This window comes from Thermomonospora curvata DSM 43183 (assembly GCF_000024385.1).
GTDB classification, from domain to species: domain Bacteria; phylum Actinomycetota; class Actinomycetes; order Streptosporangiales; family Streptosporangiaceae; genus Thermomonospora; species Thermomonospora curvata.
On record NC_013510.1, the window covers coordinates 5,377,938 to 5,399,666 of the forward strand.

Genomic DNA, 21,729 nt, shown 5'->3' on the forward strand with positions numbered 1-21,729 from the left:
GGGACCGACAACGCCCCAGCCTGCGAGAAGACCGGAACCGGCCACGAGAAGCCGTCCTTAAGGCCCTGTCGCCACCGAGTCCTCTCGGGCACCCGGCCGCGGACGGCGCCGCCCCCGGCCGCGACGACCCGCATGCGGCCCGCGGAGACGACGTGGTGAAAAGGGCTCACTCCCCCTGCCGCGCCGGCTCGGGAGAAAACGGCAGGCGGAGGGCGAAGCGGGCGCCGCGGGGGCTGTCCTCGACGCACAGGGTGCCGCCATGGGCGTGAGCGATGTCACGGGCGATGGCCAGTCCCAGGCCGGTGCCCCCGGCGGATCTGCTGCGGGCGGTGTCCAGGCGGGTGAAGCGCTCGAAGACCCGCTCGCGGTCCGCCTCGGGAATGCCGATGCCGTCGTCGGTGACCGTGCAGACCAGCCGGCCGTCCTCACGGGCCACGGCGACCTCGATCTGGGAGTCGGCGTACCGTTCGGCGTTGTCGAGCAGGTTGTGCAGCAGCCGGGCCAGCTGCACCCGCACCCCGCACACCGGCGGCAGCCGGTCCGGCAGCACGGTGCGGACGGTCACCGGGGGCGTGCGGAGGGCCAGCTCGGTGCGCACCAGCTCGGGAAAGTCGATCCGCTCCTGGACGGTGCGGCACTCGGTGCCGATCCGGGCCAGCAGCAGCAGGTCGGTGATGATCGACTCCAGCCGGTCGGTGTCCCGCAGCGCGGCCCGCACCACCTCCTGCAGATCGGTGTCCTCGGGGTGCATCACGGCGTCCTCGAGGTTGGCGCGCAGCGCGGCGATCGGGGTGCGCAGCTCATGGGAGGCGTCGGAGGCGAACTGGCGCTGCCGTTCCACCGCCCGCTCCAGCCGGTCCAGCGTCTCGTTGGCGGTCCTGGCCAGCTGCGCTATCTCGTCCTCGCCGGGCGGCTGCGGCACCCGGCGGCTCAGGTCGCTGGCGCTGATCTCCGACAGCTGGGCGCGGATGGCCTCCACCGGGCGCAGCGTGCGCCCCACCACATGCCAGGTCGTCCAGGTCGCCAGCGTCGACAGCGCCAGCACCGCGGCGCCCAGCAGCGCCTCCAGCAGCCCGGTGACCAGCAGCGCGGGCATCGGCTTGGCGGCGTAGACCACCACCGAGTCCGGCGCGGTGGTCGCCCTGATCGCCTCCACCAGCATGCAGCGGTCGTAGCCGGGCATGCCGCACTCGATGTAGTCGTGGATGCGCTTGGCCGTCGTGGGCCGCAGATCGCTGACCGGGGGACGGCCCACGCCGCCGCGGGTGGTGAAGCGCACCCGCCCGTCCCGGTCCACCACCTGCAGGACCACACCCGGCGGGCCGGGCGGGATCGGCTGGGTCAGCGTGCCGTCCCGGACCGCGCCGCTCACCCGCCGTCCGGCCACCTGGATCTCATCCAGCATCCGGGAAGTGGTGACATCGCGGATGATCAGGTCGGCCGCCACCGCGAGCACGCCGAACACGAGTACCGAGATCACCGCGGCGAGCAGGGTGTCCCGGGCCCGGATCGACCGGGGTAGCAGTCGCATCTCCATTCCTTTGCCGTGGGGAGGCCGCCGCAGACCGTCATACCACCGACGGGCGGGCGGCGATGTTCACTCCGGTCGTGATCGGGCATGCATCCGGGGCGACACGCCGTAAAACCACCCGCTTGCGGACAGTTCGCAGGTGACAGTGATCATGCCGCCCGGGTAGGTGGGGACGGGTTTGACGGAGTCTGGGAGAGGAGAAGCGTTTTGTAGGTGTTCGTCCGAAATTGAAAGGCTCTCGCATGGGCAAGGACGTACCGAGATTCACCATCAGCGGCATGGACCGGCGCCGTTACCGCGACAAGGTTCGCCGCAACCTCGACGTACTGGCCCGCATGTTGCGGGAGTCGCAGTTCGAGTTCGACCGGCCGCACATAGGCCTGGAGATCGAACTGAACCTGGTGGACGGGCGGGGCGAGCCGTTGATGCGCAACGCCGACGTGCTCAAGGCCATCGCCGACCCGGCCTGGGCCACCGAGCTGGGGCAGTTCAACGTTGAGATCAACATCCCGCCGCGCGAGCTGGGCGGGGGCGGCACCGGGGAGCTGGAGCGCGACATCCTCGGCTACCTCAAGCACGCCGACGGCCGGGCCCGGGAGCTGGGGGGCGCGCTGATGCTGGTGGGCATCCTGCCCACGCTGCGCGAGTCCGACCTCGGCGAGGAGTCGCTGTCGGCCAACGAGCGCTACAAGATCCTCAACGAGCAGATCTTCGCCGCCCGCGGCGAGGACATGCACATCGACATCGACGGGCCGGAGCGGCTGGCCCTGCACATCGACAACATCGCCCCCGAGGCCGCCTGCACCAGCGCCCAGTTCCACCTGCAGGTCAGCCCCGACGACTTCGCCGCCTACTGGAACGCCGCGCAATCCATCGCGGGCGTGCAGGTGGCGCTGGCGGCCAACTCGCCGTTCCTGTTCGGGCGGCGGCTGTGGCACGAGACCCGCATCACCTTGTTCGAGCAGGCCACCGACACCCGCCCGGTGGAGCTCAAGCACCAGGGGGTGCGGCCGCGGGTGTGGTTCGGCGAACGCTGGATCACCTCGGTGTTCGACCTGTTCGAGGAGAACACCCGCTACTTCCCGGCCCTGCTGCCGTTGTGCGAGGAGGAGGACCCGGTCGCCACGCTGGAGCGGGGCGACATCCCGCAGCTGGGCGAGCTGACCCTGCACAACGGGACGATCTACCGCTGGAACCGCCCGATCTACGCGGTGGTGAACGGCAAGCCGCACCTGCGCGTGGAGAACCGGGTGCTGCCCGCCGGGCCCACCGTCGCCGACATCGTGGCCAACGGCGCCTTCTACTACGGCCTGGTCCGCACGCTGGCCGAAGAGGAACGGCCGGTCTGGACCCGCATGTCCTTCAGGGCCGCCGAGGACAACCTGCACCGCGCCGCCCGCAACGGCATCGAGACCACCATCTACTGGCCGGGCTATGGGGAGGTGCCCGTCACCGAGCTGACGCTGCGCAAGCTGCTGCCCATGGCGCACGAGGGCCTGGACCGCTGGGGCGTCGATCCGGCCAAGCGGGACCGCCTGCTGGGCATCATCGAACAGCGCTGCCTGACCGGCCGCAACGGCGCCATCTGGCAGGTGGAGACCGCCCGGGCCATCGAGGAGGAGCGCGGCGTCGACCGCCATGAGGCCCTGCGGTTGATGACCTGCCGCTACATCGAGCTGATGAACACCAACGAGCCGGTCCACACCTGGCCGGTGGAGCCCTGAGGCCGGCCTCAGCGGCGCAGCGTCACCACCTCGCCGGAGGCGGCCCGGCGGGGCGGGTTCATCGCGTGCTCGCGCTCGGTCAGGTAGCGGGCGCGCAGCACGATCTCCAGCTCAAAGCGCAGGTCCGGGTCCAGCAGCTGGTCGCCGAACAGCTCCTCCAGCTGGCGCAGCCGGTAGCGCACGGTCTGCGGGTGGACGTGCAGCCGCATGGCCACCTCGTTGGCGTTGCGTCCCGACTGCAGCCAGGCCAGCAGCGTCTCGGCCAGCCGGTCCTGCTGGCTGGAGCGCAGGTGCGCCAGCGGGGCCAGCCGCAGCCGCGACAGTTCCGCCAGCAGGTCCTCGTCCTGGAAGACGATCAGCGTGGAGATGTGCTCCACGCTGCGGATCACCCCGTCGGCCTCGATGATGCCGCGTTCGGCCAGCGCCAACGTGCGGCGGGCCCAGTCCATCGAGCGGGCCGCCTCGGTGACCGGCACGGTGGGGCCGACCGCGGCCAGGCAGCCGCTGAGCGCCCGGTCCACCAGCTTGGCCCGGCCGGGGCCGTCCGGGTCGGGGACGATCAGGCTGGGCACCGGGCGGGTCAGGTCGGCCAGGATGTCGGGCGGGAAGGCCGGGTGCCGGGCGTCCTGGTGGTGCCGGCCCAGCGCCACCGCGGCCACGGTGCGCGGCATCGGCCAGTGCGCGGCGGCGGCCTGGTCGGCGATCAGTTCCGGGGAGGCGGGCGGGTCGGCCAGCAGCATGCCCAGCAGCCGCTGGCGGCGGCGCTGCATCTCCCCGACCGCGGCGGCCTGGGCCTGGGCGTGGCCGGCGGTGGCGGCGGCGGCCAGCTCGTCCTGGTAGGCCAGCAGCGCCTCGCCGAGCGCGCCGAGCACCGCGGCCGGGACGTTGAGCTGGGCGGCCCCCTCGCTGATGCGGCGCCAGGCGACCATGCAGCCGATGCGCAGCGCGGCCTGCATGGCGTCCAGGCTGCGGCCCGCGCCGGCCTCGCCGCGGCCGATGGCGTGGAAGAAGTCGGTGACCGACTCCCGCTCCCCGTCCGGGTCGGCGATGCGCTCCACGAAGTAGTGCAGCACCCGCTCGACGATCATCCGCAGGGTGCTGGAGTAGGGCGCGTCGGCCGGCCGGTCGTACTCGCGCACCCGCGCCTGGATCTCGGCGATCATGTCGTCGGCCACCGCGTCCAGGTGGGGCCGCATGTGCTCGGCCAGTTCTCGGGGCACCTCCGGCCAGGGTCGGTCGGAGCCTCCTTCGCCTGCCACAGTCAGCCTCCTCCTCCGCGACCCTTGCTCTCCGTACACACCTCGCGACCAGCTATGTAATTGGTCACTTTCACAAGAAGTGTGCCGTAAGTCATGTCCTGGGAACAGCGAAACGCCAGTCTAGGGCGGGTTGCGACCAGTTTCGGCCGTGACCAGCGATTTTCGGACAGACCATAACAGACCTGGCCACCCACCCGAAGAGCGGACATCACTCTCCGCAGTCAATCCCTCACCACGATGTGCCGCCGCCTTCACTTCCGAGCACGAGACCCTCACTCACAGAGCCCGGCGCGGCCCGGCCGGAAAAGCGAAACGGACGTGGCCCCGGGCGGGGTGCAGGGCCACGTCCGTCAGGAAAGGAGGGTCACTGCTGCCGGTAGAGGGTGATCTTGTCCTCGCCGAAGCGCTCGCGGGCGGCCGGGTCGTCGATGCCCTGGTGCTCGGCGGTGGCGCCGATGAGGATGCCGACCTTGCCGACATGGCTGTTGGTCTGCACCGCGCGGACGGCCTCGGCGGTCTCCTCCAGCGGGTAGACCTTCGACAGCGTCGGGTACAGCCGGCCGAGCCGGAACAGCCGGTTGGTCTCCATGGCCTCCTGGTAGTTGAAGCCGTGGCTGCCGACGATGCTCTTGATGTTCATCCACAGGTACCGGTTGTCGTACTCGTGCCGGTAGCCGGTGCTGGAGCCGCAGGTGACGATCCGGCCGCCGCGGCGGGCCACGTAGGTGGAGGCGCCGAAGGTCTCCCGGCCCAGGTACTCGAAGACGATGTGCGGGTCCTCGCCGACCAGGCGGCGGATCTCCTCGCCCAGGCGGCGCCAGCCCTTGGGGTGGGACAGGCCCCGGTCGCCGAAGTCGATCTCGGAGCGGTTGATGACGTGCTCGCAGCCCTGGCGGCGCACCAGCTCGGCCTTCTCCTCGGAGGAGACCACCGCCACCGGGATGCCGCCGGCCTGCAGCACCAGCTGCACCGCGTACGAGCCCAGCCCGCCGGTGGCGCCCCACACCAGCACCACATCGCCCAGCTTCATGCGGGCGCCGTGCCGGCCGATCAGCATCCGGTAGGAGGTCGCCGCGCACAGCGTGTTGGCCGCCGCCTCCTCCCACGACAGGTGGGCGGGCTTGGGCATCAGCTGGTGGGCCTTGACGATGCAGAACTGGCCGAAGGCGCCGTAGTTGTTCTCAAAACCCCAGGCGATCGGCTCGTTGGTGAGGACGCCGTCCTCCTGGATGAGGGGGTCCTGCTCGTCCACCACGGCCGGGGAGATGACCACCTTGTCGCCGACCTTGAAGTGCCGCACCTGGGAGCCGGTGCGCACGACCACGCCGGAGGCGTCCGAGCCGAACACGTGGTAGGGCTGGTCGTGGCGGGGGTCGCGCTTGCCGAGCTTGTTGAGGAAGTAGAAGGTCGGGATCGGCTCGAAGACGGCCGTCCACACGGAGTTGAAGTTCACGGCGGCCGACATCACCGCCACCAGCGCCTCGTCGGGCGCCAGCTCCGGCATCTCGACCTCGCCGACGTGGATCGAGCGGCGCACGTCCTTGTCGGTCGCGCCCTCGAAGATGCCGATTTCATCCAGCCGGGTGTAGGCGGCCCGGTACCGGGTGGGGACTTCGCAGTCGAGCAGCTCGTCGGGGGAAGCGCCGGCGCGTACGGCGTCGAGCAGTTCAGACATCGTTCACCTTTTCCGGGGAGGCGGAGAGCGGTCAGATCGGTGCGGTCTCACGAGCGGCGGGCGGCCTGGGCCGTGCCGCCGTCCGCCGGGCCCCCGGCCTTCGGGGCTCCGGTGGAGAGCCGGACCGCCAGGTCTGCGGCGATGACGTTCACCGCGGGCGGGTCCAGCAGGTTGAGGTGGTGCGCCCCGGGAACCGTGACGATCTCCAGGTCGGCGCACAGTGAGCCGAAACCGTTGGTCGGCTCGGGTTCGTAACGCGCGTCCTTCACCGCCCAGGGGGTCTCCTCCGGTGCACGGTAAAGGACCACTCGCCCCTCGTACGGCTCTGGCCGGTACGCCTCCAGCGAGCGGGTGTCCTGGTGGGACGTGAGCTGGTGGTGCAGCACGGCCGGGGGCAGCAGTTCGGCCAGCCCGGCCGCGCGTTCCATCACCAAAGCGAACTGCGCCTCCTCGTCGAGCCCGGCCAGCTCCTCATAGCTCAGCTCGACTCCGAGGTTGTAGGTCTCGTTGAGGTAGTCGGCGAAGGCGGCGAAGCGGCGGGCCAGCGCGTCGGACTCGTCCTCGACCTCGCGGGGGATGCCCGCGTCGAACAGCGCCACCAGCTCCACCTCACGGCCGGCCGCGGTGAGCTGCCGGGCGGTCTCATAGGCCAGCACCCCGCCGAACGACCAGCCGCCGAGCCGGAACGGGCCCTCCGGCTGGGCCTGCAGCAGGTGCTCCACATAGCGGGCGGCGCGTTCTTCGACGCTGGGGGCATCGTCGAAGCGCTCCAACCCGTACACCGGCTGCTCCTCGCCCAGCAGCGCGACCAGTTGCAGGTAGCAGGAGGTGGTGCCGCCGGCCGGGTGCGCGATGAAGATCGGCAGCCGGTCCGGGGCGCCCGGCCGCAGCGGGCGGACGATCTGCCGGGCGGCCTCGGAATCCACCGCCCGGATCAGCTCGGCGACCCCTTCGGCGGTGGGGTTGGCGAACACCTCGGTGCGGTTGAGCTCGCCGCCCAGCTCCCGGGCCAGCGCGGCGACCACCTGGTCGGCCTGGTGGTCCTGGCCGCCCAGCTCGAAGAAGTTCGCGGTGACGCTGACCCGCTCCAGCCCCAGCACATCCTCGAAGATCCGCACCGCCAGCCGTTCGGCCGCATCGCGCGGCATCACATACCCGGCCTCGGCGTTGGAGACGGCGGCGGGCCGGACGGCGCGGGGGGCGCTGCGCGGGCCGATGCCCAGCTCGCCGGCGGCCCAGTCCTCCAGGGTGTCGATGCTGGCGCCCTGCAGCAGCAGCGCGGCCGGGACGGTCAGCCCCAGGTCGTGCTCGACGCCGCTCTTGATGCGCACCGCCACCAGCGAGTCGATGCCCAGGTCGGTCAGCGGCATGCCGGCGTCCAGCCGCTCGGGCGGGTAGCCCAGCACCGAGGCGATGCGGTGGCGGATCCGGGCGGCCAGGGCGTCGCGGGCGGCGTCGGGGTCCATCTCGCGCAACGCGGCCACGCCCGGCCAGTCGGCGCCGTCGTCGGTTTCCGCCCCGGCGGCCTCGACCAGGGTGGCGAAGTAGGGCATGCGCCGGATCTCGGGGAACAACCGCACCGCGGTGGCCGGGTCGAACCGGGTCACCATGGTGGCGGCCCGGTCGTAGGCCAGCAGCGCCTCCAGCGCCTCGGCGCCCTCGTGCGCGCCGATCGGGTCGATCACCGCCACGTCGGCGACCGCGCCTTCGCCGCCGGCGGCGTTGTGCGCCCAGGTGCCCCAGTTGACGGTGGTGCCGGCCAGGCCGCGGGCCCGCCGCCAGGCCACCAGCGCGTCGATGGCGGCGTTGGCGGCGGCGTAAGAGGCCTGGCCGGGCGAGCCGAGCATGGCGGCGGCCGACGAGTGCATCACGAAGAAGTCCAGGTCGTCTTCGACGCCGGCGGCCTGCAGGGCCTCGTGCAGCCGCCAGGCGCCGGTCACCTTGGGCGACCAGACCCGGTGCAGGTCTTCTGCTCCCAGGTCGGCGATGAGCCGGTCGTCCAGGCCGGCCGCGCCGTGCACGACGCCGCGCAGCTTCGCGCCGCCTTCCACGGCCACGGAGATCAGCCGTTCGGCCACCCCGGGCTCGGCGATGTCGCCGAGGACGACGCCCACGTCCACGCCGCTTTCGCGGAGCTCGGCGATCACCTTCTCGGCGTCGGGGCGGGGGCCGCTGCGGCCCGACAGCACGATCCGGCCGGCGCCGCGCTCGGCCAGCAGCCGCGCGGTGACCAGCCCGATGCCGCCGTAGCCGCCGGTGATGATGTAGGCGCCGCCGCGCCGGACGATCTTGCGGGGGCGCGCGCCCTCAGGTAGCGCGGCCCGGTCCAGCCGCGCCACGTAGCGGACGCCCTTGCGCCAGGCGACCTCGGTGGCCTCCGAGCCGCCGAGCAGCTCGACGGCCAGGGCGGCCGGGTCGTCCACGTCCACGAGGGTGGCCTTCAGCGGGGCCCGTTCGAACCCGAGCACCCGGACCAGCGCCCGCACGAAGCCCTGGCGGGGCACCCCGGCCTCGCCGTCCAGGACGGGCAGCGCGGTGCGGGTGGCGATCCACAGGCGGCTGCCGCCCGGGGCCTGCCGGCTCAGCTCGGCGACGGTCAGCACCAGCTCCTCGTCCACCAGGTCCGGGGAGGGGACCAGCACGATGCCGGTGGGCGGCCGCTCGGCCGGCGGCAGGTGCCGGGCGATGGGGTGCCGGGTGACCGTTTGGCCGCGGGAGCGCAGGTCGGCGGCCAGGGCGTCGGCGAGCGGGTCGCCGTCGTCGGCCAGCACCGTCCAGGCGCCCTGGGCTCCGGACGGCTCGGGCGGCTCGGTCTCGTCCCAGCGCAGCTCGGCCAGCTTGTCGGCCAGCGGCACGGGGATGTCGTGCCGTTCGACCTTGCGCAGCGCGATGCCGGTGGCCTCCAGCAGCACCCGGCCGTCGGGGTCGACCAGCCGCAGCGAGCCGATGGTCTCCTCGCCGGGGGTGAGCGACACCTGGCAGCGTCCGCCGCGGTGGGTGGGGCCGTGCACGCGCAGGGAGCCGATGGACTCCGCCAGCCAGGTGCCCGGGTCGGCGGCGTTCGCCGCGGCGTACAGCGCGGCCAGGCAGCGGTCCAGCACCTGCGGGTGCAGCCGGTAGTGGCGGGAGCCGCGCTCGGCGGCGGCGATCTCCACGCCGGAGGCGTCCGCCTCGGCGGCGCACGGCGGCTCGTCGTCGGTCGTCACCTCGGCCTCGGCCAGGCGGACCCACTGGCCGGCGGCGTTGCGGGCGCTGATCTCCACCCGGTGGTCGGCTTCGCCGAAGGTGGTGGTGACGGTGGCCTGCTCGCCCGGCGCGAAGGTGCGGGCCACGTGCAGGCCGTGCAGGCGAACGGCGTCGGTGCCCAGCGCCTGCGCCCCGGCGGCCAGCGCCATCTCCGCCAGCGCGGCCACCGGCAGCACCGTCAGCCCGTGCACGCCGGTCTCGGTCAGCCACGGGTGGGCGGCGGTGCCGGCCTCGCCGCGCCAGGCGTGCCGGTCCTCGCCGGGCAGCTCCACGTGCACCCCCAGCAGCGGGTGCTCGTCCCGGCCGGCGGTGCGGCGGGACGGCGGCTTGGCCCAGTGGCGCTCGTGCCGCCACCGCAGCGGCGGCAGCTCGATCAGCGTCCCGGCCGGTTCGGCCACTCGGTAGCCGTTGGCGGCCAGCAGGGCTAGCTGGGCGTGGAAGGTGAGGGTGTCGTCGGTCTCCTGGCCCTTGGGGGCGCGCTTGAGGGTGTGGGTGATCAGCGCGCCGGTGCCCTCCAGCGTCTCGGTGAGCGCGGCGGTCAGCAGCGGGTGCACGCCGATCTCCACGAACGTGCGGTGCCCGTCGTCGGCGGCGGCGCTGACCGCGTCGGTCAGCCGCACCGGGTTGCGCAAATTGGCGGCCCAGTAGTCGGCGTCCAGGACGGTGGCGCCGCGCGGGTCGCCCAGGGCGGTGGAGTAGAAGGCGATGCCGGGGGCCAGCGGGGTGCCCTCTTCTTCGGCGATGTCGGCCAGTGCGGCGCGCAGGTCCGGCAGCAGCGGCTCCATCTGCGGGGAGTGCCCGGCGCCGGGGATCTTGACCGGGCGGGCCAGCCGGCCCTGGGCCTCGGCGCGGTGCAGGATCTCGGCGATCTGCTCGCTGTCGCCGGTGACCACGGTCTGCTTGGGCGAGGAGAGCACCGCCGGGTGCACCTCCGGCAGGTCGCGTGCCAGTTCCCGGACCTCCTGCTCGGAGGCGCCGATCACGGCCATGGTACCGCCGCCGACCACCCGCAGCATCACCTTGACGCGGCGGCAGATGACCTTGACGCCGTCGGCCAGGGACAGCTTGCCGGCGACCACCGCGGCGGCGACCTCGCCCATGGAGTGGCCGATCACGGCGGCGGGGGTGATGCCGTAGGACGCCCACATGCGGGCCAGGCCCACCTGGATGCCGAACAGCGCCATCATCAGGCGGCCCGGGTGGGGGTCGTCCTCGCCGTCTTCGATGAACTCCCACAGCGAGAACCCGCCCTCTTCGGCCATGAGCGGGTCGATGTCGTCGATGGCCTCGGTGAAGGCCGGTTCCTCGGCCAGCAGGCTCTGGGCCATCTGGGGGCGCCAGCCGCCGAAGCCGGAGAACACCCACACCGGCGCGGTGGGCCTGCCCAGCGCGGTGCCGGTCACCACGGCCGGGTGCGGCTCCCCGGCGGCCAGCGCTCCCAGCCCGTCCAGCAGGCCGGCGCGGTCGCGGGCGACCACGGCGGCGCGGGCGCGGCCCCGTCCGGTGCGGCGGTGCAGGGTGTGCGCCAGGTCGCCGAGCGGGACATCGGTGCGTTCGGCGAGCCAGCCGGCCAGGTCGGCGGCGTGATCGGCGATGCGGTCGGCGTCGATGTCCGACAGCGGGAAGGACCGGACCGGGGCGTGGTCGGCGGAGGTCTCCTGGCGCGGGGCCTCCTCCAAGATCACGTGGGCGTTGGTGCCGCCGAAGCCGAAGCCGGACACGCCCGCGCGGGCCGGGTGACCGCGCCGGGGCCAGGGGGTCTCCTCGGCGGCGACCGCAAGGCGCAGCTCGTCGAACGGGATGTGCGGGTTGGGCTCTTTGAAGTGCAGGCTCGGCGGGATCGTGCGGTGATGCAGCGCCAGCACGGTCTTGATCAGCCCGGCGACCCCGGCGGCCGACTCCAGGTGGCCCAGGTTGGACTTGGCCGAGCCGATCAGCAGCGGCTCGTCTGCGTCGCGCCCGGCGCCGGCGCCCAGCGCCTCGCCCAGCGCCCGGGCCTCGATCGGGTCGCCCAGGAACGTGCCGGTGCCGTGCGCCTCGACGTAGTCGACCTCGCGGGGGTCGATGCCGCTGCGCGCGTAGACGTCCCGCAGCAGGGCCCGCTGCGCCTCGCCGTTGGGGGCCACCAGCCCGTTGGAGCGGCCGTCGGAGTTGACGCCGCTGCCGCGGATCACCGCCAGCACCCGGTCGCCGTCGCGCAGCGCGTCCGACAGCCGCTTGAGGACCAGCGCGCCGCAGCCCTCGGAGCGCACCATGCCGTCGGCGGAGGCGTCGAAGGCCTTGCAGCGGCCGTCGGCGGCGGTGCCGCCGCCCTGGTCGAAGGTCATGGTGACGGTCGGCGACAGCAGCACGTTGACCCCGGCGGCCAGCGCCAGGTCGGCCTCGCCGTCGCGCAGCGCCCGCACCGCCAGGTGGGTGGACACCAGCGACGAGGAGCAGGCGGTGTCCACGATCATGCTGGGGCCGCGCAGGTCCAGCAGGTACGACAGGCGGTTGGCGATGATGCTGAGGGCGGCGCCGCTGGTGGTGAACGGGTCCACCGCGGTCAGGTCGGCGGCGGTGAGGGCGGCGTACTCGGGCGCCGAGACGCCGACGAACACGCCGGTGCGGCTGCCGCGCAGCCGCACCGGGGCCAGCCCGGCGTGCTCGAACGCCTCCCAGGCCACCTCCAGCACCAGCCGCTGCTGGGGGTCCATCAGCTCGGCCTCGCCGGGGGTGATGCCGAAGAAGCGGGCGTCGAAGGCCGACAGGTCGTCCAGGAAGCCGCCCAGGCGGGTGGTGCGCGCCAGCAGGTCGCCGACTTCGGGGGAGCCGTCGTCGAAGGGGTCCCAGCGGCCGGGCGGGACCTCGCGGATGGCGTCGCCCCGGCCCAGCAGGAAGCGCCAGTAGGCCTCCGGGCCGCGCAGGTCGCCCTGGGCGCCGCCGGGGAAGCGGCAGCCCAGGCCGATCACGGCGATGGGCTCATCGGATGCGGCCTGCGGCGGGGCCGGCGCGGCGGCGGGCTCGGGTGCGGCGGTGCCGGCCAGCGCCATCGCCAGCCGGTTGATCGTGGGGTGCTCCCACACCAGCGTCGCCGGCAGCGCCCGGCCGAGCAGCTGCTCCAGTTCCCCGGCGATGGCGACGGCATCGCGGGAGGCCAGCCCGAACTCCTCGACGGGACGGTCGGGATCGACCTCGGCGGCCGTGATCCTGGAGCGACGCGCGATCTGCTCGATCAGGTACTGACGGATCGAATCCTCGGTGATCCGCGTCTCGTCCGGCGCGCCCCCAGAACGATCGGTCGACTGCATGGGTGTGGTTCCCCCAACGATGAAGCCAGGATCGTTCGAAGTAAGGGAACTCACCTTGTCCTACTTTGGTCACCTCTCGATGCGCACCCAGCCCACTTTTCTCCGTGGTTACTTGTAACCACCGTGACAAGACGCAGCGGGGGTGGATGTGGGGAGATGGGATGGTCGCTATCTTATGCCCGAGTCACCCCGTTGACCGGGCAGAGGCGACTCCTTGCAAGCGAGCCGTAACCCTATAGAACGCACCGGTATAGGAGGTGACGGCGGTTTCCGGTGATGCGGGCCGCCGTCAAAACCAGTTGACTCGCGGCCGATACAGATGGGCCCTGGCCGTCGTCGCCGTCAGCGCCTTCATGATCACCATCGACAATTCGGTGGTCACGATCGCGCAGGAGACGATCCGCCGGGACCTGGGGTTGACCTACTCGGCGCTGCGCTGGGTGACGGTCGGCTACATCCTCATGTTCTCCTGCCTGATGATCGCAGGAGGCCGGCTGACCGACCTGTACGGCTGCCGGGTCACCTTCGTGGTGGGCATGTCGATCTTCACCGCGGCCTCGGCGGTCAGCGGGCTGGCCGACACCGGCGCGGTGCTCATCGGCGCCCGGGTGGTGCAGGGCGCCGGCGCGGCCCTGGCGCTGCCGGCCACCCTCGTCATGATCACCGTGGGCCGCTCCGACCGGCAGCGGGCGCTGGGACAGGTGGTCTGGCTGGGCTCGCTGTCGCTGGCGATGGCCGGCGGCCCCAGCATCGGCGGGTTCATCGTCGAGCACTGGCACTGGGGCTGGATCTTCCTGATCAACGTGCCGGTCGGCCTGGCGGTGATCGCGCTGGGCCTGCTGGTGCTGGTGGGCCGGGACAACGAGCAGGGCACCCTGCTGGACCTGCCGGGCGTGATCTTGTCGGCCACCACGCTGTTCGCCCTGGTCTACGCCTTCCACGCGGGCGGTGAGCTGGGTTTTGCCGACCCGGCGGTGCTGAGCGTGCTGGCGCTGGCGCTCATCGCCGGGATCTGTTTCGTGCTGGTGGAGTCCTGGGCCCCCGACCCGATGATCGACCTGGAGTTCTTCCGTAACCGGGCGTTCACCGGCGGGATCGCCACCTCGATGCTGTGGGGCATCGGCTTCAACGGGGTGATGTACTTCTCGGCGCTGTTCATGCAGACGGTGCTGGGCTTCACGCCCACCACCGCGGCGCTGGCCTACGTCCCCTCGGCGGTACTGGTGCTGGCGATGACGCCGGTGTCGTTCATCCTGGCCGCCAAGGTCGGCTCCCGGCTGACGATCTCGGTCGGCATGGTGCTGATGGCCGTCGGGATGGCCGCCTTCACCGCGCTGCGCCCCGGGCACGGCTTCCCCGAGCTGATGCCGGGGATCGCGCTGGTCAGCGTGGGCTCGGCGCTGACGCTGCCGCTGGCGATGTATGTGCTGAAGACGGTGCCGGACGAGCGGGCCGGGGTGGCCGGCGGGATCATCAACGTGGTCCGGGAGCTGTCGGCCGGGGTCGGCATCGCGGTGCTCGGCCTGGTCGTCGACACCCTGCAGGAGCACGCCGCCGCGGCCGGCGCCGACCGGGCCGAGGCGTTCCGGCAGGGCGCCGCGGTGGGCCTGCTGGTGGGCGCCGCCCTGGTCGTCCTGGGCGCGCTGATCAGCGCCTTCACCCTGCCCACCAAACGGGAGGCCGCCGCCTCCGACAGCGCCCGCCAGACCAAGCCCCCCGCCGAGCGCCCGGCCCCCGAGCCGGCCCGGGAGCCGGCCGGCGAGCCGATCGGCGAGCAGGAGCCCGAACCGGCCGGGGCGGACCCGCCGCCGCCCCGCGAGCCGAAGCCGGTCGGCGTGGCCGCGCCGGCCTACGCCGCCCCGGTCGCCTCGGAGACCTCCCCGACCTTCCCCGAAGGCCTCCCGGTCGTCTCAGACCCTTCCGGGGCCGGCGGGGGACGTCCCAGACGGGTCACCCGGCGCTCCCCCCGCTACAGCACCTCGGCGCTGGGCGGCCCCGGCCCGTCCGGCTCCTGGCGCCATGCGGACGGCCCGTCCCGCTGGGAGCGGGCCTACCGGGCGTCGGTGGAGCTGTGGCCACCCGTCATACCCCCCGGCGAGGACGACCTCGCAGGCGACGACCGCTCCTTTGGCGCCGTGGATCCGGATCGGGGCGCAGGCCACGACCCGGACCACGGCCCGCCGTCACGGGAGGAGCATTGAACCTCTTTCGACACGCCACCCCCGCAGGCCGCAGGTCAGGACGTCACGGCCGGGGACGATGCCGCGCCCCGGAGCGTCACCGTGCCGGACGCCATCGGGACTCCCATCCCCTGCGCCTTGGGCCGCGTGCCGGAAAAGGCCCATCGGTGATGAGGGCGTCACGTCGGATCATCGCAAGAACCGCCCGCGGCGGCTGTTGGGAAATCCACAAAATTCCGGCGCCGATTGGCGGTCCGGCCGTATGGAACGCCGAGCCGGGCCTGCAGTAGCGTGCCGATCCGCCCATGGACACGGGAGGGCCCTTGCCCCGCAAGATCGTGCTGTATGCGCTGGGGTCGCGCGGTGACATCCAGCCCTGCGTGGCGCTCGGCCGGGCCCTGAACGCCCGGGGCCACCGGGTGCGGGTGATCGCCGCCGCCCGCTACGCGGACCTGATCGCCTCCGCCGGGCTCGACCCGGCGCCGCTCAGCGTCGACCCCGCCGACCTGCTCAACACCGAGGAAGGGCAGCGGCTGCTGGCCGGCGGCCGCAACCCGGTGGCCTTCCTGGGCGGGCTGCGGCGCGTGCTCGGCCCGCTGGCCGAGCGGCTGCTGGGGGAGATCCTGACGGCCGCCCGCGGCGCCGACCTGGTGCTGGCCCCCAGCGCCGGATGGCTGGGGGAGCACATCGGCGAGCACCTGGGCATCCCCTCGGCGGTGATCCACTACCAGCCCAGCCATCCCACCGGGGCCTTCCCGCACCCGCTGCTGCCGCAGGCCCGGCTGCTGGGCCGGTGGGGCAACCGGGTGAGCTTCCAGGCCGTCGATCTGCTGGCCTGGGTGCTGATCAGGCATTTCGTCAACCCGTGGCGGCGCGGGCAGCTGCACCTGCCGCCCGCCTCCCTGCTGGGCCTGCCGCGCCGCGTCTACCGCGAACGCCCGGTGCTGTGCTGCTTCAGCTCCGCCGTGGTGCCGCGCCCCCGCGACTGGCCCTCCCACGTCCACCTGACCGGCTACTGGTTTTTGGACGAGCCCGAATACCGCCCCTCAGAGGAGCTGGCCGCCTTCCTGGAGGCCGGGCCGCCCCCCGTCTACGTGGGGTTCGGCAGCATGGTCCCGGCCGACCCGCAAAGCGCCCACCGGCTCATCCATGACGCGATCCACCTGGCCGGGGTGCGCGCCGTCGTCATGGGCGACCCCAAAAGCGGCCTGACCTCTGGTGAGGACGTCCTGGTGGTCGAGGACGTGCCGCACTCGTGGTTGTTCCCCCGCATGGCCGCCGTCGTCCACCACGGCGGCGCCGGCACCACCGCCGCCGGGCTGCGCGCCGGGGTGCCCACCGTGGTCTGCCCGTTCTTCGGCGACCAGCCCTACTGGGGGGAGCGGGTGGCCGCCCTGCGCGCCGGCCCCGAGCCGATCCCGTTCCGGAAGCTGACGGTCCGCGGCCTGGCCGAGGCCATCCGCCAGGCCATGCACGACCCGGTCATCCGGCTGGGCGCCGAGCACATCGGCCGCCGGCTGTCGGCCGAGGACGGCACCGCCGCCGCCTGCGAGGTCATCGAGTCCCTGCTGCCGGGCTGAGGCGGGGCGTCAGCTCTCCTCCTCCCAATGCCAGCCGACCCCGTCGGGGTTGGGGACGATGCGGCGGGGCTTGGCCGGCGGCGGGGCCGGCCGGGGCTGCGGCGGGCCGTCCTTCCACGGCCGCCACGGCTCGCCGGAACCGGCGCGCGCGGAGGCCCCGGCGGTGACGCGGGACGCCGGCTGCGGGCGGCGGGCCAGCGGCGGCGGGGACGGGGGGACGGGATCGTCGTCGTCGAAGTCGACCTCGTCGCGTTCCCGCAGGTCCATCTTGGCGTGCAGGAACGCCAGCGGGCGCGGCAGCCACCAGTTGACCGACCCCATGAAACGCATGGTGGCCGGGACCAGCAGGGAGCGGACCAGCACCGCGTCCACCACCACGGCGACGAACATGCCGACGCCGATCAGCTTGACCACGGTGATGCTGGCCATCCAGAACCCGGCGATGACGATCAGGAACAGGATGGCGGCGCTGGAGATGATGCCGCCGGTGCGCTGCATGCCGACCGCCACCGCGGCCCGGTTGTCGCCGGTGCGGTCCCATTCCTCGCGGACGCGGCTGAGCAGAAAGACCTCATAGTCCATCGACAGGCCGAACACCACCGCCAAGACCAGCACCATGCTGGTGGCCTCGACCCCGCCGTTGGGGGTGAAGTTCAGCACCCCGGCCAGGTGGCCGTACTGGAAGCCCCAGACGATCACGCCGAAGGACGCGCCGATCGACAGCACGTTCATGGCGATGGCCTTCAGCGGCAGCACCACCGAGCCGAAGAACATGAACAGCAGCACGAAGGTGAGCGTGCCGACGTAGGCGGCCATCTTCGGCAGCGTGTCCAGCAGGCTGCTCATCAGGTCCATCTGCGCGGCGGTGGTGCCGCCCACGTCGATGTGCATGGGGAAGCCGTCGTTGGTGAGCGTCATCCCCCGGATGGTCTTGACCAGCGCCTGGGCCTGCTCCGACATCGGATCCAGGTCGTGGGTGACCGAGATCCGCACCGCCCCGTAGTCCTCCGAATAGCCGGTCAGCTCGGCCCGCACCACATGCGGCAGGTTCTCCAGCCGCATCCGGAAGCTCTCCAGGTACGGCGGCACCACATCGTTCTTGCTGGCCGGACGCCAGTTGCGCGGCACCAGGTCCCCGGAGACCACCACGTCGATCGGGTCGGCCGAGCCGTTGGGGAACTCCCGCTGCACGGTCTCCACCACTTGCCGGGTGGGGCTGTCCTTGGGCAGCACCCGCACGTCCACCGAGGTGAAGCGCACGTCCAGGAACGGGATGAACAGCACACTCAGGATCGTCAGCGTGACGGCGAAGTACGGCAGCGGGCGCCGCATCACGCTGTGGCCCAGGCGGTACCAAAAGCCGCTCTCGGGGCTACGGGGGCGTTTGCGGGCCCGCCGGCCGCGCACCTTGCCCAGCTCCACCTTCGGCCCCAGGATCGCCAGCAGCACCGGCAGCAGGACCACCGCGCCGAACACCGCCACCATCACGGTGGCCATCCCGGCCAGCCCGAGGGTCCGCAGGAACATCTGCGGGAACAGCAGCAGCCCGCTGAGCGCGGCGGTCACCGTGACACCGGAGACGGCGATGGTGCGCCCGGCCGTGGCCATGGTGATCATCAGTGCCCGCTCCCGGTCGCGGCCCCTGGCCAGCTCCTCCCGGAAGCGGCTGACGATGAACAGCGAGTAGTCGATGGCCAGCCCGACGCCCATCATCGTGACGACCTCCAGGGCCATCGCGGTGACGTCGGTGACGTAGGTGACCACGTGCAGCACGGCCAGCCCGCCGATGATGGCGAACACCGCCACGATCAGCGGCAGCACCGCCGCCATGACCGCGCCGAACACCACCACCAGCAGCACCAGCAGGATCGGCAGCGTGAAGATCTCGGCCTTGACGATGTCGCTGACGACCAGCTGGCTGAACTCCAGGGCGTACGGGATGGTGCCGCCCATCCGGCTCTCCAGCCCCGGCGCCTGCAACCGGTCCTGCACCGCCGCATAGGAGGCCAGGCGGGCGTTGTCGTCCTTGCCGGCCAGCTTGATCGACACGAACGTCGAGTGCCGGTCCCGGGAGACGAAGGCGTCGGCGGCCTCCCCCTGCAGCGCCCAGTAGGTGACGATCTCCGGGACGTGCTGCTTGGGCAGCCGGGCCACCGTGGTGATCACGGCGGCCTTGAAGCGGGGGTCGTCCACCGTCATCGTCTCGCTGCGGTACAGCATGAGGATGTCGGGGGTGGTGCTGGTGAAGTAGTTGACCCCCAGCCGCGCCACCAGGGTGGACTCCGCCTTCGGGTCTTCGAAGCCGCCCTGTTTGAACTTGGCCAGCACCCCCAGGCCCCACAGCCCGGACACCACGGTGAGCAGCACGATCAGCATCAGGCTGATCCACCGTCGCCGGTGCAGAATCCGGCCGAGGCCCGCGAGCAATGATCCTCCTCAGTCCTACCGCGGCCCCGGTGTCGGGCGACGGCGCGCCGACTGCCGTGCGGCGCGGGGGCGGGGGCGCCGGGGACGCTAGGCGTTGGCGGCCAGGCGCGCGGCCGTGGTCTGCAGCTCCCCGTTGAGGTAGCGCTGCCTGGTCGCGGACCGGGCCACCTTTCCACTGGTGGTACGTGACACTACGCCAGGTTCGACCAAGACGAACTCGTGCACGCTCATCTCGTGCTCGACGCTGATGGCGCTGCGCACGGCGTTCTCGACCTCCTCCAGGTCGAGCCGGCGCAGCGGGACCCGGCGGTTGCGCTCGGCCACCACGACCAGCCGCTCGGTCTCCTCCCCCTCGACGGCGAAGGCCGCCACGTGGTCGGGCCGGATGGCCGGGTGCGCCTCCTGGACGGTCAGCTCGATGTCCTGCGGGTAGTGGTTGGTCCCGTCGACGATGATCAGGTCCTTGATGCGCCCGGTGACATACAGCTCGCCCTCGTAGATCACGCCATAGTCGCCGGTGCGCAGCCACGGGCCGGCGGGCAGGTCGCCCGGGTCCTTCAGGACGCCGCCGAAGGTCTCCTGGCTGCGCTCGGAGTTGCGCCAGTAGCCGGCGGCGACGTTGGGGCCGTGCACCCAGATCTCCCCCACCCTGCCGTCCGGCTGCTCGGTGCAGGTGTCGGGGTCCACGATCGCCACGTACTGGCCCACCGGGCGCCCGCACGACACCAGCGCGTTGGTGCGCGCGGCGCCCTCCTCGGCCGGGACGAACTCGCCCTTGGACAATCGGTCCCGGTCCACGGTGACGATCTTGGGCGGGGTCTCGGTGTCGGCGGCGGCGGAGACGAACACCGTCGCCTCGGCCAGCCCGTAGCCGGGGGCCTGGGCGCCCTTGCGCAGCCCCGTGGAGGCGAACGCCTCATAGAAGCGCTCCAGCGTGGCCGGGCGGATCGGCTCGGCCCCGTTCAGGCAGGTGACCAGGCCGCTGAGGTCCAGGCCGGCGATCTTTTCGGGGTCGACCACGCTGGCCACGTAGTCGTAGGCGAAGTTCGGCCCGGCGGTGTAGACCCACTCGCGGCCGGAGAGCATCTCCAGCCAGCGCATCGGGTTCATCAGGAACGACACCGGGTCGGTGTAGATGACGTGGTCGCCCTTGACCATCGGCAGCGCCATCGCCGAGATCAGGCCCATGTCGTGGAACAGCGGCAGCCAGCTGGCCAGCTCCGGCCTGGGGTGCTCGGGCGCCCAGCCGGCCCACAGCTGCTTGGCGTTGGCCTCCACGTTGCCGTGGGTGATCTGCACCCCGGCCGGGCGGCGGGTCGAACCGGAGGTGTACTGCAGGTAGGCCACCTCGTCCAGGCCGATCGGCTCGTCCTGCCACTGCTCGCCCAGCGCCGGGTCGATCTCGTCGGCGTAGATGATGTGGCGGGGCTGCTGCACGTCGTGGTCGGCCAGGAACTTCTCCACGTGCGGCTGCGCGGAGCGGGTGGTGACGACCACCGCCGGCTCGGAGTCGGTGTAGGCGCCCAGCAGCCGCTCGGCGTGGCCGGGCAGGTCCGGGGAGAACAGCGGGACGGCCACCACGCGGGAGTACATGGCGCCCAGCATGGTGAGCATGTACTCGTGCCGCTGCGGCAGCAGTAGCGCGGCGCGCTCGCCCGGCTCGGCGTGGCGGCGCAGCACCACCGCGGTGGCCCGGGCCCGGCGGACGGTCTCCCCCCAGCTCAGCGTGATCGGGGTGCCCTGCGGGTCCGACGAGTAGTCCACGAAGGTGAACGCAGGGGCGTCGGGCTTCTCGGCCGCCCAGCGGCCGATCAGCTCGATCAGCGGCCTGCGGTCGGGGGCGTCGGGGGACAGTTCCGCAAGCAGCGCACCCAGTGCCATGGTTCGTTCTCCCGGTAGAGGGCCGGAAGGCGCCGGAGGAAGGGGCACCGCCGGCTGACGAGCAAAGAAGCCGGTCCGAGCGGCCCGCTCGTCCCGGCGGCGGCGATCATCGCGCCGCAAACTACCGAATGGCCGCAGGCGCCCGCATCGTTCACCGCGAACATTAGCGGAGGAGTCCTTTGTCAGGACGGTGATAACGACCGGCCCTCTGTTGCGTCTCAGCGGCTCGTTTTACCTGCGATGATGCGTCGCCGCCACAGTCCCAGGTACGCGGCGATCCACAGCAGCGCGGCCTCGGCCGCCAGCACGATCCCCAGCACCACCGGCCAGGGGGTGCCCTTGTCCTCCCCGGCCGGGGTGGCCAGCGCGACCCTTCCGTCGCCGATGTTCGGCGGCTGATCCACCACCGGCGGCGGCGCCGACGACGAGGGCGAGGGCGCCACGGGGGGCGTCGGCGTGATCAGCGGCAGCGGCATCTCGCCCGGCGCCCGTCCCGGCGGGGCGGGCGCGGCCCCCTGCCCCGGCTGCACCGGCAGGACCGGCACCTGCTCGGCGTTCACCTCCGGGGCCGGCGGCTGGGGGATGGGGCGCTGCGGGGCGGGCTGGTGCGGCAGGGGGTACTGCTGCGCGGGCTGCCGGGGCACGGGGTATTGCCCGTCCGTCCCGGTGCCCGGGGCATGCCCCTTACCGCTCTCGGCCGGCTCGGCCGCGGGCTTTCGCGGCTGCTGCTTCGGTTTTCCGGCCGCCGGGGACCGGCCCGGCACGCCCCCGGTGGCCGGCGCCGGAGATGAGCCGGCGGCGCCGAGCTGCCCGTCCGGCGCGACCGGAGACCGGCCGGGCTCCCGGTCGGTCCGCCCGCCGGGGCCGCCCGTCCCTCCAGAGCCGCTCGGCGCCGGGGCCGGGACGCCCGGCACCGCCGTCCGGTCGGGCGTTCCT

The 21,729-nt window shown here is 72.7% G+C and carries 10 protein-coding genes; 3 read left to right on the forward strand and 7 right to left on the reverse strand.

The genetic code is table 11. The features are described from left to right. Window positions 1-166 precede the first annotated feature (166 nt). The gene (locus tag TCUR_RS23325) at window positions 167-1,531 is read right to left on the reverse strand and encodes a HAMP domain-containing sensor histidine kinase (RefSeq protein WP_012855054.1); all 1,365 of its coding nucleotides are present in this window, start codon (window positions 1,529-1,531) and stop codon (window positions 167-169) included. Between the two features lie 242 nt (window positions 1,532-1,773). On the opposite strand from TCUR_RS23325, the gene TCUR_RS23330 reads away from it, so the two are divergent. Further along, on the forward strand, window positions 1,774-3,255 hold the full coding sequence (locus TCUR_RS23330; protein ID WP_012855055.1) for a glutamate-cysteine ligase family protein: 1,482 nt from the start codon (window positions 1,774-1,776) through the stop codon (window positions 3,253-3,255). Window positions 3,256-3,263: 8 nt separating this feature from the next. On the opposite strand, the gene TCUR_RS23335 is transcribed toward TCUR_RS23330, so the two are convergent. The 3 genes from TCUR_RS23335 to TCUR_RS23345 form a co-directional block, all read right to left on the reverse strand. Then, on the reverse strand, window positions 3,264-4,514 hold the full coding sequence (locus TCUR_RS23335; RefSeq protein WP_012855056.1) for a PucR family transcriptional regulator: 1,251 nt from the start codon (window positions 4,512-4,514) through the stop codon (window positions 3,264-3,266). A gap of 364 nt (window positions 4,515-4,878) precedes the next feature. Then, a complete protein-coding gene (gene ccrA, locus TCUR_RS23340) occupies window positions 4,879-6,189 on the reverse strand; it encodes a crotonyl-CoA carboxylase/reductase (RefSeq protein ID WP_012855057.1) in 1,311 nt (436 codons plus the stop codon). A 47-nt stretch (window positions 6,190-6,236) separates the two neighbouring features. After that, window positions 6,237-12,725, reverse strand: a complete 6,489-nt coding sequence (locus tag TCUR_RS23345; RefSeq protein WP_012855058.1) for a type I polyketide synthase — start codon at window positions 12,723-12,725, stop codon at window positions 6,237-6,239. Window positions 12,726-13,024: 299 nt separating this feature from the next. Between TCUR_RS23345 and TCUR_RS23350 the strand changes: the two genes are divergently transcribed. Then, window positions 13,025-14,926 (forward strand): MFS transporter, encoded by a 1,902-nt coding sequence (locus TCUR_RS23350; protein WP_012855059.1) that lies wholly within the window; start codon window positions 13,025-13,027, stop codon window positions 14,924-14,926. Between the two features lie 302 nt (window positions 14,927-15,228). Next, window positions 15,229-16,485, forward strand: coding sequence for a glycosyltransferase (locus tag TCUR_RS23355; RefSeq protein ID WP_012855060.1), 1,257 nt, complete (start codon window positions 15,229-15,231; stop codon window positions 16,483-16,485). A gap of 9 nt (window positions 16,486-16,494) precedes the next feature. Here the strand turns inward: TCUR_RS23355 and TCUR_RS23360 are convergent, their stop codons facing one another. The 3 genes from TCUR_RS23360 to TCUR_RS26735 form a co-directional block, all read right to left on the reverse strand. Next, window positions 16,495-18,861, reverse strand: a complete 2,367-nt coding sequence (locus TCUR_RS23360) for an MMPL family transporter (RefSeq protein WP_245536927.1) — start codon at window positions 18,859-18,861, stop codon at window positions 16,495-16,497. 138 nt (window positions 18,862-18,999) lie between these two features. After that, window positions 19,000-20,793, reverse strand: coding sequence for a fatty acyl-AMP ligase (locus tag TCUR_RS23365; protein ID WP_012855062.1), 1,794 nt, complete (start codon window positions 20,791-20,793; stop codon window positions 19,000-19,002). Between the two features lie 218 nt (window positions 20,794-21,011). Beyond that, window positions 21,012-21,437 carry a hypothetical protein gene (locus TCUR_RS26735; protein WP_148233108.1) on the reverse strand — a complete coding sequence of 142 codons (426 nt, stop codon included), beginning with the start codon at window positions 21,435-21,437 and terminating at the stop codon, window positions 21,012-21,014. Window positions 21,438-21,729 lie beyond the last annotated feature (292 nt).